The sequence below is a fragment of the Thioclava nitratireducens genome (genome assembly GCF_001940525.2).
Lineage (GTDB): Bacteria > Pseudomonadota > Alphaproteobacteria > Rhodobacterales > Rhodobacteraceae > Thioclava > Thioclava nitratireducens.
Genome location: NZ_CP019437.1, coordinates 1,085,558 through 1,098,707, shown reverse-complemented (window position 1 = coordinate 1,098,707; position 13,150 = coordinate 1,085,558). Strand labels below are relative to the sequence as shown.

General features: G+C 64.2%; 12 protein-coding genes. 6 read left to right on the top strand and 6 right to left on the bottom strand.

Going from position 1 to position 13,150, the window contains the following annotated elements:
* The first annotated feature begins 356 nt into the window (after nucleotides 1-356).
* Nucleotides 357-1,001 carry an aspartate/glutamate racemase family protein gene (locus BMG03_RS05460; RefSeq protein ID WP_244270999.1) on the top strand — a complete coding sequence of 215 codons (645 nt, stop codon included), beginning with the start codon at nucleotides 357-359 and terminating at the stop codon, nucleotides 999-1,001.
* Nucleotides 1,002-1,041: 40 nt separating this feature from the next.
* The gene (locus BMG03_RS05455; protein ID WP_075776416.1) at nucleotides 1,042-2,097 is read left to right on the top strand and encodes an aldo/keto reductase; all 1,056 of its coding nucleotides are present in this window, start codon (nucleotides 1,042-1,044) and stop codon (nucleotides 2,095-2,097) included.
* Between the two features lie 19 nt (nucleotides 2,098-2,116).
* On the opposite strand, the gene otnI is transcribed toward BMG03_RS05455, so the two are convergent.
* Nucleotides 2,117-2,887: a 2-oxo-tetronate isomerase gene (otnI, locus tag BMG03_RS05450; protein ID WP_075776417.1), complete on the bottom strand. Its 771-nt coding sequence runs from the start codon at nucleotides 2,885-2,887 to the stop codon at nucleotides 2,117-2,119.
* A 3-nt stretch (nucleotides 2,888-2,890) separates the two neighbouring features.
* Complete coding sequence (ltnD, locus tag BMG03_RS05445) at nucleotides 2,891-3,817, bottom strand: L-threonate dehydrogenase (RefSeq protein WP_075776418.1); 927 nt, start codon at nucleotides 3,815-3,817, stop codon at nucleotides 2,891-2,893.
* Nucleotides 3,818-3,952: 135 nt separating this feature from the next.
* Between ltnD and otnK the strand changes: the two genes are divergently transcribed.
* The 3 genes from otnK to BMG03_RS05430 are packed head-to-tail and all read left to right on the top strand — an operon-like array spanning nucleotide 3,953 to nucleotide 6,857.
* Nucleotides 3,953-5,293 carry a 3-oxo-tetronate kinase gene (otnK, locus tag BMG03_RS05440; RefSeq protein ID WP_341865725.1) on the top strand — a complete coding sequence of 447 codons (1,341 nt, stop codon included), beginning with the start codon at nucleotides 3,953-3,955 and terminating at the stop codon, nucleotides 5,291-5,293.
* Nucleotides 5,286-5,924 (top strand): 3-oxo-tetronate 4-phosphate decarboxylase, encoded by a 639-nt coding sequence (gene otnC / locus BMG03_RS05435; RefSeq protein ID WP_075776420.1) that lies wholly within the window; start codon nucleotides 5,286-5,288, stop codon nucleotides 5,922-5,924. Before otnK ends, otnC begins: the two co-directional genes overlap by 8 nt.
* A gap of 39 nt (nucleotides 5,925-5,963) precedes the next feature.
* The gene (locus tag BMG03_RS05430; protein ID WP_075776421.1) at nucleotides 5,964-6,857 is read left to right on the top strand and encodes an NAD(P)-dependent oxidoreductase; all 894 of its coding nucleotides are present in this window, start codon (nucleotides 5,964-5,966) and stop codon (nucleotides 6,855-6,857) included.
* A gap of 381 nt (nucleotides 6,858-7,238) precedes the next feature.
* Here the strand turns inward: BMG03_RS05430 and BMG03_RS05425 are convergent, their stop codons facing one another.
* Nucleotides 7,239-8,159, bottom strand: coding sequence for a DMT family transporter (locus BMG03_RS05425; RefSeq protein ID WP_244270998.1), 921 nt, complete (start codon nucleotides 8,157-8,159; stop codon nucleotides 7,239-7,241).
* Between the two features lie 102 nt (nucleotides 8,160-8,261).
* Here BMG03_RS05425 and BMG03_RS05420 point away from each other — a divergent pair, with 102 nt between their 5' ends.
* Nucleotides 8,262-9,131, top strand: coding sequence for a LysR family transcriptional regulator (locus tag BMG03_RS05420; protein WP_208858035.1), 870 nt, complete (start codon nucleotides 8,262-8,264; stop codon nucleotides 9,129-9,131).
* 99 nt (nucleotides 9,132-9,230) lie between these two features.
* Here the strand turns inward: BMG03_RS05420 and BMG03_RS05415 are convergent, their stop codons facing one another.
* The 3 genes from BMG03_RS05415 to dctP form a co-directional block, all read right to left on the bottom strand.
* On the bottom strand, nucleotides 9,231-10,586 hold the full coding sequence (locus tag BMG03_RS05415; RefSeq protein WP_075776423.1) for a TRAP transporter large permease: 1,356 nt from the start codon (nucleotides 10,584-10,586) through the stop codon (nucleotides 9,231-9,233).
* A gap of 3 nt (nucleotides 10,587-10,589) precedes the next feature.
* On the bottom strand, nucleotides 10,590-11,912 hold the full coding sequence (locus BMG03_RS05410; protein ID WP_075776424.1) for a TRAP transporter small permease subunit: 1,323 nt from the start codon (nucleotides 11,910-11,912) through the stop codon (nucleotides 10,590-10,592).
* A gap of 92 nt (nucleotides 11,913-12,004) precedes the next feature.
* The gene (dctP, locus tag BMG03_RS05405; protein ID WP_075776425.1) at nucleotides 12,005-13,102 is read right to left on the bottom strand and encodes a TRAP transporter substrate-binding protein DctP; all 1,098 of its coding nucleotides are present in this window, start codon (nucleotides 13,100-13,102) and stop codon (nucleotides 12,005-12,007) included.
* Nucleotides 13,103-13,150 lie beyond the last annotated feature (48 nt).

The following is a 13,150-nucleotide window of genomic DNA, read 5'->3' as shown; positions in this document are numbered from 1 at the left end:
GGGGCTGGCGGGTCGGACGGGGGTTCGCCCGAAATGCTAGCGCTGCCATTCCTCCTGTGACAGCGCTGTCATATTGCGAACCGCAAAGCCGTCTTGTCAATCGGCAAATAACAAAAACTTGTGTCAGGACAGGTGCCGGAAGGACGCGCCCTCCCCTGCGGAACGTAGTTCCGAACCCGGTCAAAGCGTTTCAAACAAGGCGCTTGAGACATTCCGGCTTGTCATCGAAGCAGGTCCATGATGATACTCACGAATATGACAGCGCTGTCATGCCAAGTGAGACCAGAGCGCGTCAACCGCAACAAAGGAGCCCGCGAATGCATCACGAAAGACACGAATCACCTCGCTCCCTTGCGATGATCCATACCGTCGCCGGGTTGATCCCGGAGCTTGAAGGCCTGGCGCAGGCCCACCTGCCCGACTGGAAAGTTTTCAACATGCTCGACGAGAGCCTTCTGCGCCTGACGATCCGCGACGGATCGGTCAGTTCGATGACGGCGCGCCGCCTGACGGGCATGATCTGGTCGGCGGTCGATGCAGGGGCCGAGGCGGTTCTCGTGACCTGCTCCAGCCTCGGCGGCGCGGTCGAACGCATCGCACCGCTCTGCCCCGTGCCGCTGATGCGCATCGACGAGGGGATGGCACAGGAAGCGGTCGCAAAAGGCCGCCGCATCGGTGTGCTCGCGACCCTGCAATCGACGCTGACGCCCACCGCCGAGCTGATCGAGCGCGTCAGCCGCGAGGCCGGGGCGGACAGCGCCATCACGAGCCAGGTCGTCGAGGGCGCCTTCGAGACGCTGCAATCGGGCGACCGCGAGGGGCACGATGCGCGGGTTGCCGAAGGCATCGCCCGGCTCGCCCGCGAAAACGACGTGGTGGTTCTGGCACAGGCCTCAATGGCGCGCGCGCTCCAACGGCTCGAAACGAGTGCGGATGATCCGCCGGTTCTGACCAGCCCGACCTTGGGCATCGCGCATGTCGCAAGACTTCTGGCGCGCTGATCGCGCCTGGACAAACGATACTCAAGAGGAGGAGATATACATGAAATACAGAACCTTAGGACGATCTGGACTCAAGGTTTCGGTGCTCACGATGGGCACGTTCACGTTCGGGGGCGCAGGCGCTTTCAAGGCCGTCGGCGCCCAAGGCGTCAGCGAAGCGCGCAAGCTGGTCGACACCTGCATCGACGCCGGCATCAACCTCTACGACACCGCGAACATGTACTCGACCGGCCTCTCGGAAGATATCCTTGGCGAAGTGCTCGACGGTCGGCGCGATGACGTGCTGATCTCCTCCAAGGCGCGGATGCGGATCGCCGATGGGCCGAATGACGAGGGCTTTTCGCGCTATCACCTGATCCGCGAATGCGAACGCTCGCTCAAGCGGCTGCGGACCGACCACATCGACATCTACCACATGCACGAATGGGACGGCGTGACCCCGATGGAGGAGATGGTCTCGGCGCTCGACACGCTCGTGCAACAGGGCAAGGTCCGCTACATCGCCTGCTCGAACTTCTCGGGTTGGCACATCATGAAGGCCCTCGGCGTCAGCGACCGGAGCCTGCGCGAGCGCTTCGTGGCGCAGCAGATTCACTACACACTCGAGGCCCGCGAGGCGGAATACGAATTGCTGCCGATCTCGGTCGATCAGGGGCTGGGCGTACTGGTCTGGAGCCCGCTCGCCGCCGGTCTGCTGTCGGGCAAGCATCGCCGAGGCAAGGACACGCCGGAAGGCTCGCGGCAATTCGCGGGCTGGACCGAGCCGCCGATCCGCGACGAGGAGAAGCTGTGGAACATCGTCGATGCGCTGGTCGAGATCGGTGACGCGCATGGGGTCTCGGCGGCGCAGGTCGCGCTGGCGTGGCTGCTGACGCGTCCCGCGATCAGCTCGCTCGTCATAGGCGGACGCAATGAACAGCAGTTCCGCGACAATTTCCGCGCCGTGGATCTGGAGCTGAGCGAGGACGAGCTGAAGCGCCTGCACGAGGTCAGCAAGCTGCCCGTGATCTATCCCTATTGGCACCAGCAGCAATTCGCCTCGGACCGGTTCAGCCCGGGCGACTGGGCGCTTCATCGCGATTACATCGAAAGCTGATAAGGGGCGCGCCTTCGTCTCAGGCGAAGGCGCGCATCCAGTCCAGACCATCCTCTGTCCGGCCTGCCGGGCGGTATTCGCAGCCCACGAACCCTTCATAGCCCAGTGCGTCCAGTTCGCGCAGAATGCGCGCGTCGTCGAGCTCGCCGGTTCCTGGCTCGTGCCGATCCGGCACCGCGGCGATCTGAACATGCCCGATGATCGGCGCCATCTCCCGCAGCCCCATCAGCACGTCCCCGTGCAGAATCTGGCGGTGATAGATGTCGAATTGCAGCTTGAGATTGGGCAGCCCAAGCTCCGCGATCAGATCGGCAGCGAAGCTGAAATCATCCAGAAAATAGCCCGGCATGTCGCGCGTGTTGATCGGCTCGATCACTACATCGAGCCCCTGTGCCCCGGCCGCATCACAGACCCTCCGCAACGAGTCGCGATAGGCGGTCAGCGCGGTCACATCTTGGCGCGAGGCGAGCCCACTCATCACATGCACGCGCCCGACCCCGGTCGCCTCGGCATAGCGCAAAGCAGTGTCGATCGAGGCGCGGAATTCCTCGGCGCGATCCGGCAATGCGGCCAGCCCGCGATCACCCGCCTCCCAGTTGCCGGGCGGCAGATTGAAGAGCGCCTGCGTCAGGCCTTGCGCCCGCAGCCGCTCCGCGATCGCCTCGGGCGGTTGGTCGTAGGGAAAGAGATATTCGACCGCATCGAACCCGGCCTTTTTCGCCGCGGCGAAGCGGTCGAGAAACTCGTGCTCGGTGAACATCATCGTCAGGTTGGCGGCAAATCTGGGCATCGCTCAGCCCTCGCTTGCGGGCGCTGCATCAGGCAGATCGAGCCCCGCGATATTCGCCAGCATCCGCGCGACAGAGGCATCGTCGTCGCGCCCCATCCCGGCCGCCGCCGTCATCACGAACATCTGCAGAGCCGTCCCGGCGATCGGTGTCGGGAATTTCAGGTCCCGCCCGATATCCGCCACGATCCCGAGATCCTTGGTGAAGATATCCACCGCGCTGCGCGGGCTGTAATCGCCCTCGAGCACGTGCGGCACGCGGTTCTCGAACATCCACGAATTGCCCGCTGACGCGGTGATCACCTCGTAGACTTTCTCCAGGTCCAGATCCATCGCCTTGGCGAAGGTGATCGCCTCACAGGCCGCCGCGATATGCACACCGGCGAGAAGTTGATTGACCACCTTGAAGGCCGCGCCCGTGCCTGCCTCCTCGCCAAGCTCGTAGACCTTGGCGGCGACACTATCGAGCGCCGGGCGAATGCGGGCAAAAGCCGCCGCCGGGCCCGAGCCCATGATCGTCAACTCACCGCTGGCGGCACGCTGAGCACCACCGCTGATCGGTGTATCGAGATAGGTCACGCCCGCCGCGGCGCAGCGCTTGGCGAAGACACGCGCCAAATCGGGGGCCATCGTGGCGCAGGACATCACCACGCCGCCCTCGGACATGGTCGCGACGGCGCCGCCCGGTCCGAAAAGCACCTGCTCTGTCTGGTCGGCATTGACGACCACGGCGATCACCAGTTCCGCATCTTGCGCCCCCGTCGCAGGGTCGGCTGCAACCGCGCCGCCAAGCGCCGCAAAGCGCTCCATCGCATCGGCATTCACATCGACGCCCGTCACCGCGAACCCGTCTCGCAGCAAGCTCTCGGCCATGCCGAAGCCCATCGATCCCAAACCGATGACACAGACCTTCGTCTCTTGGGGTGACTTCATGCGGAATACCTCTCAATCGCCGATTTCTAGTCTCAACCTGCCCCCTTCCAGCGTCCGTCTTGCGCTTGCATTGCTGGAATGATAGCGTTGTCATTACATCGTTAGCCTGAGCCGCGACGGCTTTGCAAGGGCTATGTGAAATCGCCGCCCCGCGCCGTCGGGGCGATCGGCGATCTGTGGACCGAGGGAGGAATTTCCATGCTGATCGGAGCGGTCGCCGACGATATTACCGGCGCCACTGACCTGTGCCTGATGCTGTCACGCAGCGGGTTGAAGACGCGGCAGGTTATCGGCCTGCCGGGGCCGCAAATGGACCTGTCGGGCGCCGATGCGGTGGTGGTCGCGCTGAAGTCGCGTACCATTCCGGCAGGCGACGCGGTAGAGCTGTCGCTGAAAGCGGCGAAAGCCCTGCGCGCGGCCGGGGCGCAACGCCTGATGTTCAAATATTGCTCGACCTTCGACTCCACCGACCACGGCAATATCGGGCCGGTCACCGAGGCCCTGATGGAGTTCACCGGCACGCCCCTGACCATCGCCTGCCCCGCCTTCCCGGCGACCGGGCGCACGGTCTACAAGGGCCACCTTTTCGTGGGCGACCGTCTGCTGTCGGAAAGCCCGCTCAAGGACCACCCGCTCACCCCGATGCGCGACCCCGATCTGGTGCGGGTTCTGGGGCGGCAGACGACGCTGAAAGTCGGCCTGATCGACGTCACGACGATCAGGCAGGGAGAGGCCGCGCTGCGCAAGGCCTTTGAGACCGCCCGCAGCGCTGGCACCCGTGTCGTCGTCACCGACACGATCGACGAATCGGACTTGATGACGCTCGGCGCGGCCTGCGCGGAGATGCCGCTGATCACCGGCGGCTCGGGCATCGGTCTGGGCCTCGCCGCAGCGCTTCGCGACCAGAGCGACGCGCATAGCGCCCCGGATCGAATGCCAGCCCCGGAGGGTCGCAGCGCGATCCTCGCGGGCTCCTGCTCGGTCGCGACCCGCGGCCAGATCGCGGCCGCTCAGGCGGCAGGGCTGCCGAGTCTTGCGCTCGACGTGGAGGCGCTGACCGAAGGCCGACAGAGCGCGGATGAGATCGCCGATTGGGCCATCGCACAACCCGCCGACAGCACCCCCCTGATCTATTCCAGCGCAGATCCGGCGCAGCTCGGCAAGATCCAGTCCCGTCTGGGCCGAGACGCCTCCGGCGCACTGGTCGAAGACACGCTGGCCGCAATCGCCGAACGCCTGCGCGACGCCGGGTTTACCCGCATGCTGATCGCGGGCGGCGAAACGTCAGGCGCGGTGACGACGGCGCTCGGTGTGCGCCTGCTCGACATCGGCCCCGAGATCGACCCCGGCGTGCCGTGGACGATGAGCCTCTCCGGCCCGCGCCTCGCGCTCGCGCTCAAATCAGGCAATTTCGGCGCCGAGGATTTCTTCCTCAAGGCGTGGGACCTTCTGGAGCCGGAGGCCGAACATGTCTGACGAAACGCGCCTGCGCGACCAGATCTGCACCATCGGGCGCTCGCTCTTCGATCGCGGCCTTACCGCCGGGTCTTCCGGCAATATCTCGGCGCGGCTGCCCGATGGCGGTTGGTTGATGACGCCCACCAATGCCTCGCTCGGCACGCTCGATCCGGCCCGGATCTCCCTTTTCGACCAGGACGGCAACTTCGTCTCGGGCGACAAGCCGACCAAAGAATCCTTCCTGCATTTCGCGATGTATGACGAGCGTCAGGAAGCGGGCGCGGTGATCCATCTGCACTCGACCCACTCGACGGCCGTCTCGATCCTGCGCGACATCGATCCCGAGGACGTGCTGCCGCCGCTCACGGCCTATCACGTGATGCGCGTGGGCAAGCTGCCGCTCGTGCCCTACTACGCGCCGGGCGATCCCGAACTGGCCGAGGCCGTACGCTCGCTCGCCAGCGCGCATCATTCGGTGCTGCTCGCCAATCACGGCCCTGTCGTCGCGGGCACCAGCCTGTCGAACGCGCAATATGCCGCCGAAGAGCTGGAGGAGACCTCCAAACTGTTCCTCGCCCTGCAGGGCCACGCGATCCGCCCGCTGACCCCGGCGCAGGTCGCCGACCTGCGGGAGCGCTTCAATCTCTGATCCGAATTTCACGACCTATCGACCCAAGCGGAGTATCCAATGACTAAGACCCAGGAAACCATCGGCTTCATCGGCACCGGCCTGATGGGCCACGGCATGGCCAAGAACATCGTCGAGAAAGGCTATCCGCTGACCGTGATCGCCCACCGCAACCGCAAGCCGATCGAGGACCTGGTCTCGCGCGGGGCGACCGAGGCGACCTCCTATGAAGACCTCGCGTCGCGCTCCTCGATCATCTTCCTGTGCCTCACCGGCGCGCCGGAAGCCGCCGAGGCGGTCGCAAAGCTGACTCCGGGCCTGAAAGAGGGCAGCGTCATCGTGGACTGCTCGACCGGCGAGCCGACCGTGACGATGAAGCTCGCAGAGGACATGGAAGAGATCGGCGTCGCCTATGCCGACGCGCCGCTCAGCCGCACCCCGAAAGAGGCCTGGGAAGGCACGCTCGATTGCATGGTCGGCGCGGATGAAGAGCTGTTCACGCGCATCGAGCCCGTGATCGACACCTGGGCGGGCAAGATCGTACGCGTCGGCAGCCTTGGCGACGGCCACCGCATGAAGCTGCTCAACAACTTCATCTCGCTGGGCTATGCCGCGCTTTATTCCGAAGCCCTCGCACTGTCGCGCAAGGTGGGCATTCCGATCGAGCAGTTCGACAAGGTGATCCGGGGCGGCCGGATGGATTGCGGCTTCTACCAGACCTTCATGGGCTACGCGCTCGAGGGCAACCGCGAGGCGCACAAGTTCACCCTCGCCAACGCCTACAAGGATTTGCGCTACGTCGAGTCGATGGCGAATGCCGCCACTGTCGCAACGCCGCTCGCCAGCACGGCCAAGAACGCCTTCGCGATGGCAATGGCCACCGGCGGCGACGGCCCTGAAGATTACGTGCCGCATCTCGCGGATTTCGTTGCACGCGCGAACGGGCTCGACTGAGCCCACGCACCTCCCGGAAGCGACGGCTCAGCCCGGCCGGATATGGTCGGGCTGAGCCAGCTCATCGGGACGATCAACCGGGATAATCGCGCTTCATCTGCAGCGATCGGCTTCCGGCGGCATTGATCGGTTCGGCCTCGGCCCGCTCATTCGAATATCCGACCGAGAAAGATGCGCCTCGAGACCGATGTCGCGCAGAAGTGCAGGCGGGAGATCTCGCGGGTCGGTGAAGCGGCGTCGTTTTCGGAGACGACACGCGAGACGCGAGAGCAGGTTCTTCATGGGACAGATGCTCTCTTGGGGGCGATCTGACGCCCCTCAGCCAGAGCCATGTTCCGGCCGAAGGCATCACGGAAGCTTCAAGTTCGCCTGAGGGCGCCCTCAGTTGCGACCGGGCAGACGAAGCCGGCCGCTTGCGAGCAACACGCCAAGGATGGCGACGAACACACCCAGAATCTGTTGCCAGCCGGGCATCCGCCCGAAGGCGATCGCGACGAGAAGCGCGGCGACAGGGACGAGGTTGAAGAGGACCGAGGTCGCGGCCGGCCCCCGCACCGAAATGCCGACCTGCCAGAACAGATAGGCCAGGACCGAGCCGCCCAGTGCCATGTAGAGAACCAGCAACTGGGTGACCGACCCAGACTGCACCAGTTCTTGCACAGGATTTCCGACGAACAGGGAGATCACCACGAGCCCGAACGCTCCGAAGACCATTGTCCAGGTCGCGGTTTCCACCGCAGATGCCTCGCGCACCCAACTGCGGCATCCGATGGAGTAGAGCGACCAGCCGATGCTACCGATCAGGATGAGAATGTCGCCGCCGGAGAACCGCGTTCCCGAGAACGCTCCGACCGTCATCGCGACGCCGACGAAGCTCACGATCATTCCGACGATCGCGGTCCCTTTCGGCAGGCGTCTTTGAGCCAGCGCATCGAGCAGATTGGTCGTCAGCGGCGTCGTGCCCATGATCAGGGCAGCGGTGACCGGGCTCGAACTTTGCATCCCCAGAAACAGGGCGGCGTTGAAGCCCGTGACCCCGGCGACGCCGAGAACCGCGAAGGCGGGCCAGTTACGCTTGAGCACCTGAAAATTGATCCCGCGCGAAACCCCGAGCCAGATCACGATCGCAACCGCTGCGATCGCGAAGCGGCTCGCGGCAGCGGTCCAGGGAGAGAGATGTTCGAGAGCGACGCGGGTCGCCTCGAAATTGGTGCCCCAGAAGATTGCCGCCAGCGCGCTTAGGGAGAGCGCACTGCCGTCTGACATGGAGCGTTTCGCTGGAGGGAAGTCGATTGCGGACATGATGGCCTCATCCGATGGGAAGACGCCGGCTGTTTACGCTTTTCATTTTGGGAGGCGTAGAGATAATACTGGCAATCTGTTTTCCAAAAATGGAAGAAAACTTTGCGACTGAATTGGGACGACACGCGGATTTTCCTCGCTCTGGCGCGGACGGGCACCCTCTCCGGGGTCGCCCAGACCCTTGGCCTTGGGGTCGCGACGGTATCGCGCCGCGTCGATCGGCTGGAGCAAGCGCTCGGCGTGCCTCTCTTTCTGCGCCACCAGAGCGGCTACCGTCTGACCGATCAGGGCGAGGCGCTCTTGCCGCGTGCAGAAGAAGCGGAGCAGGCGATACAGGGCTTTTCTCAAGGCGCGGGGGCGGAGGCCGAAGTGGCGGGCCTCGTGCGTCTGGCAAGCTTCGAGACCATCGTCGCGCCCATCATCGTGCCGGCGCTCGCGCCGTTGCTGGGAAGACATTCCGGGCTCGATGTGGAAATCCTTTTCAGTGCCGCAGTCGTCAATCTCCATCGTCGCGACGCCGACTTGGCGCTGCGGTTGTTGCGCCCAGAACATGGTCACCTTCTGGTGCGTCAAGTGGGCGTTCTGGGGGTGGGCTTTTATGGACCGCCGAGCGGGGCCCGACCCGAGCGCTTCGTGACCTTCCCCTTTCCCGAGGAGAGCGGGGTGAAGCTGCAGGTCGAGTGGGCCCGCGCCTTCGGGGCGGACCAAGCGCCGCGCCTGGCGGTCAACACCTTGGCGGGACAGGTCGAGGCGATGGCGCGCGGCGTGGGCGTGGGCGTGCTGCCGCACCTTCTGGCCCGCGCGGCAGGGCTCAGGCTCCTGGCGGATCGGCTCCCCGACGGATCTGCGATGGAGCATCCCATCTACATGGCAATCCACGCCGATCTCGCGGCATCGCGCAGGGTTCGGGCGGTGGCCGATACGCTCATCGAAGCCCTCGAGGCCCGTCGCGCCGAGCTGGCAGAGCCGTGAGTGCTCATGCGATCCGGAAATCGCGGCAGATCAGCCAGAATGAAAAGCCCCGCGACACGGCGCGGGGCTTCTCGTGTCTCCTAGACTAGATGCGAGTGATCAACCGTAGACCAGTTTCGGCAGCCAGATGATGATCTCCGGGAAGAACATGCACAGCAGCAGCCCCACCACCTGAAGCGCGAGAAACGGCAGCGCCGAGCGGAAGATGTCGCCCATCGGAATTTCCGGCGGCGCCACCCCGCGCAGATAGAACAGCGCGTAGCCGAAGGGCGGCGAGAGGAAGCTCATCTGCATGTTCACGAGGTAGAGCACCCCGAACCACAGCACGAGATCGTCGGGATCGCTCAGCCCGAAGGCCTCGGCCCCAAGCGCCTTCACGATCGGCACGAAGATCGGCACGCAGAGCAGCAGGATGCCGACCCAGTCGAGGAACATCCCGAGAATAATCAGCACGAGCTGCATGATGATCAGGATGCCCCACGGCCCGAGCCCGGTCGCCTCCAGCGCGTTCTGCACGAATTGCTGTCCGCCCTCGAGCACGTAAAGCCCGACGAAGATCGTCGCCCCGAACATGATCCAGATGACCATCGCCGAGGCCTTGAGCGTCGTGATCGCGGCCTCGCGGATCGTCTGCCAGTCGAGCTTGCGGTGGATGGCGGCCACGATGATCGCACCGAAAGTGCCGATGCCCGCGGCTTCCACCGGGGTCGCGACACCCGTGAAGATCACGCCCAGCACGATCACGATCAGCGAGATCGGCGCCGACATGTTGCTCATCAGGCGGATCTTCTCGCGGCCCGTGATACGTTCTTCCGGCGGGATCGGCGGGCCCATCTCGGGGTTGATCGCACAGCGGATCAGCACGTAAGCCACATACATGCCCGACAGGAGAAGGCCGGGGATTACCGCGCCGATGAACAGTTCGCCCACCGATTGCTCGGCCACGACCGCGTAGATGATCGCAAGGATCGACGGCGGGATCAGGATCCCGAGCGTGCCGCCCGCCATGATAGACCCCATCGCGATCTTGGCATTGTATCCGCGATCGAGCATCGCCGGCAGCGCGATGATCCCCATCGTCACCACCGCAGCCCCGATCACGCCCACCATCGCGGCAAGCACCGTCGAGGCAATGATGGTGGCCGCGGCCAGACCGCCGCGCACACCGCCCAGCACCTTGTAGATGACGTCGAACATCTCGTTGATGATCCCTGCTCTCTCCAGCATTGACGCCATGAAGATGAACAAGGGGATCGCCGAGAGCTGGTAGTTCGTCATCAGCGGGAAGATGCGGCTCGGCACGATGTTGAGCGCGCGTTCGTCGCCCAGCACGAACAGGAAGACACAGGCCAGACCGCCCGTGACGAAGGCCAGTGGAAGCCCTGCCATCAGCAGGACGACCAGCGAGCCGAACATGATGAGTGTCAGCCACTCAATTCCAATCTCAAGTCCCATGTATCAGCCCCTGCCCATCACGACCCGCAGATCCTGCGCGAATTTTGAAATGCCCTGCAGAACAAGCAGCAGAGCGCCGATCACCATGACCCATTTCATCGGCCACAGAGGCACCTCCCATTCGTTGAAGCTGATCTCGCCCCAGCGGACATTCGCATCGGTCCATTGTCCGAGATTCCAGTTCGCCAGCATCTCGCCGGCCGGAATTTCGCCGCGCGCCCATTGCGAGATGAGCCCGTTGCCCGTGGGCACGGCGATCGCATCCATCGCAAAGATCCACGACGTCACCAGAAGCGTGCCCGCGAAGATGAAGAAGAAGACCGAGGTCAGCAGATCGACCCACGCCTTGCGGGGTTTCGACAGCGGCGCGTAGAAGATGTCGACGCGCACATGGCTCTCGGTCAGCATCGCGTAGGCACCCGAGATCAGGTACTGCATCCCGAACATCAGATACATCGCCTCATGCGCCCAGTTCGTCGGGCTGTTGAAGACGTAGCGGCTGATGACCTCGAAGTAATAGACGAAGACCGCGATGATCGCCCAATAGCTGACGAACTCGCCCGCCTTGAGCGAAATCCGATCGATCCAGCCTGTCCAACCTTTCGAGACATGGCGGGAATCGTCTTTCATCTCCTCTTCCTCGAGCGCTTCGAGACGCCGCTCGACCTCGCTTTCCTCGTCATGCTCGGGCAGCGAGGCGTTGGCGCGCCGCACCAGCATCGGCAGCAGGAGCGCGTCAATGACGATCCCCGCAAGCAGCACCCAGAAAGCGTATTTCGAGATGCTGCGCCATTTTGCGAGCACGGCGGCGGCGGCGTCCCTCTTCGGGCGCGCCTCTGTGAGATCGGCCTGAGCCTGTTCGATCAGCGACTCGCCATCCGCGACCCGCTTCTCGGCGCGATCGACATTTCGCTGCGCCCGCTTCTGCGCAAAGCTGCCCTCTTCGGCGGCGGCCAGCTCCTCGCGCAGCTTCGGAAGATCGGCCTGCGCGGTGTCGACCCGCTCCTGCTCGCGGCTCAGAGAACGCTCGGCCATGCGCACCACGTTCGACATGTCCGAAACCGTGCCGCGCGCGTTATGGCCCTGTGCATTCGCGTAAAGAATGGCGATGAAGACCGGAATGAAGAGAAAGCCCAGCAGGCTTTTCACATAGAAGCGATGCAGTCCCAGCATCCCCCCGGTCACGAGAATGAAATAGCCCAAGGAGAGCGAATAGCGCCGCTCCGTCTTGCGTGGCCGGTTGGCCAGAGACGCCGCAATGATCGGAAACAGGATCAACCCTGCCCAATAGGCCCAATGCGGTAGAGTGAAGTCGATATTGGGCATTGCCCACCCCCTGTTGTCGGGACATGCCCGGCCATCAGTTGAACCGGGCCCGCGCCAGAGGGCGGGCCCGTCAGACTGTCTTCGAGATCAAATCAGAGCTTCAGTTCCAGCCCGTCGACCAGATCGGGCGTCACATAGCCGAGCGAGCCGGACATCATGTAATCGAGCTGCGTCTTGAATATCCGCGCGCTGTCCTTGTCGCGGTTCGCGTACTTGAACCAGATCGGGACGGCGACTTCGGTCATCAGCTCCACATCGTCCTGGCTGAGGCGCGTGACCTCGGTCCCGTCGGCCTCGAACTTTGCCCAGGCTTCCTGGTCGGCCTTCTGGATCGCCGCGTGATGCATGTCGGAATAGACGTGGGTTTCCATTTCGACGAACTGCTTCATCTGCGGGCTGAGCTTGTTCCAGGCATCCATGCCCACGGTGATGTCCATGATGTCGACCGGCTGGTAGAGCGACATCATGCCGGGCGGGCCCATCGAGATATAGCTGGTCACCTGACTGAAGCCGAGCGCGTAGTTCACCGCAGGGCCCACATAGTCCGCCACGTCGATCGTGCCCTTCTCCAGCGCGGGGAAGATTTCCGAGCCCGGAAGCACGGTGGTCTCCGCCCCGATTTCGCCGAAGACATCGGCGACCATGCCGCCGGGAAGGCGCATCTTGCGACCGCGGAAGTCGTCGATCGACCGGATCGGCACCTTCGAGTGGATGATGTTCGGGCCGTGGTGGACGGGGCCCACGAAATACATGCCTTGCGCCGCATAAAGCTCGCGCGCCATTTCCAGCCCGCCGAGGCCGTAATAGAACACGTCGAATTCGTGCGGATTGCGCAGGCCGAGCGGATAGGACGTCAGGAAGACGCCCGCCGGGATGATGCCCTGCACGTAGATTGTGAACGGGTTGACCGCGTCGAGCACGCCGTTCTTCACCGCGTCGTAAAGCTGGAAGTCGCCCACGACGTCATTGGCGCCGAAAGGCTGGAAGGCCAGCTCGCCGCCGGTCTTTTCCTGAATGGTGGCGCACCAGTCCTTGAAGGTCTGAAGGCCGACGCCGCCCGGCCACGAGGTCTGGATCTTCCAGGTCGTGCCGTTGGCTTGGGCCGAGGCGATATGCGGCGCGGCAAGGCCGGCGGCGCCCGCCGCCGCAAGAGTGCGCAACGCATGTCTGCGAGTGGTCAGATGTTTCATGGTTCCTCCCCGTTTTGGTTGCGACCCCGACGGACGCGGGGCCGAATG

Coding starts and splice junctions, on each gene's coding strand:
- BMG03_RS05410 (WP_075776424.1), bottom strand. CDS start 11,912: ATGCCCAATATCGACTTCACTCTACCGCATTGGGCCTATTGGGCAGGG.
- otnC (WP_075776420.1), top strand. CDS start 5,286: ATGTCTGACGAAACGCGCCTGCGCGACCAGATCTGCACCATCGGGCGC.
- BMG03_RS05430 (WP_075776421.1), top strand. CDS start 5,964: ATGACTAAGACCCAGGAAACCATCGGCTTCATCGGCACCGGCCTGATG.
- BMG03_RS05425 (WP_244270998.1), bottom strand. CDS start 8,159: ATGTCCGCAATCGACTTCCCTCCAGCGAAACGCTCCATGTCAGACGGC.
- dctP (WP_075776425.1), bottom strand. CDS start 13,102: ATGAAACATCTGACCACTCGCAGACATGCGTTGCGCACTCTTGCGGCG.
- BMG03_RS05455 (WP_075776416.1), top strand. CDS start 1,042: ATGAAATACAGAACCTTAGGACGATCTGGACTCAAGGTTTCGGTGCTC.
- otnI (WP_075776417.1), bottom strand. CDS start 2,887: ATGCCCAGATTTGCCGCCAACCTGACGATGATGTTCACCGAGCACGAG.
- BMG03_RS05415 (WP_075776423.1), bottom strand. CDS start 10,586: ATGGGACTTGAGATTGGAATTGAGTGGCTGACACTCATCATGTTCGGC.
- BMG03_RS05460 (WP_244270999.1), top strand. CDS start 357: ATGATCCATACCGTCGCCGGGTTGATCCCGGAGCTTGAAGGCCTGGCG.
- ltnD (WP_075776418.1), bottom strand. CDS start 3,817: ATGAAGTCACCCCAAGAGACGAAGGTCTGTGTCATCGGTTTGGGATCG.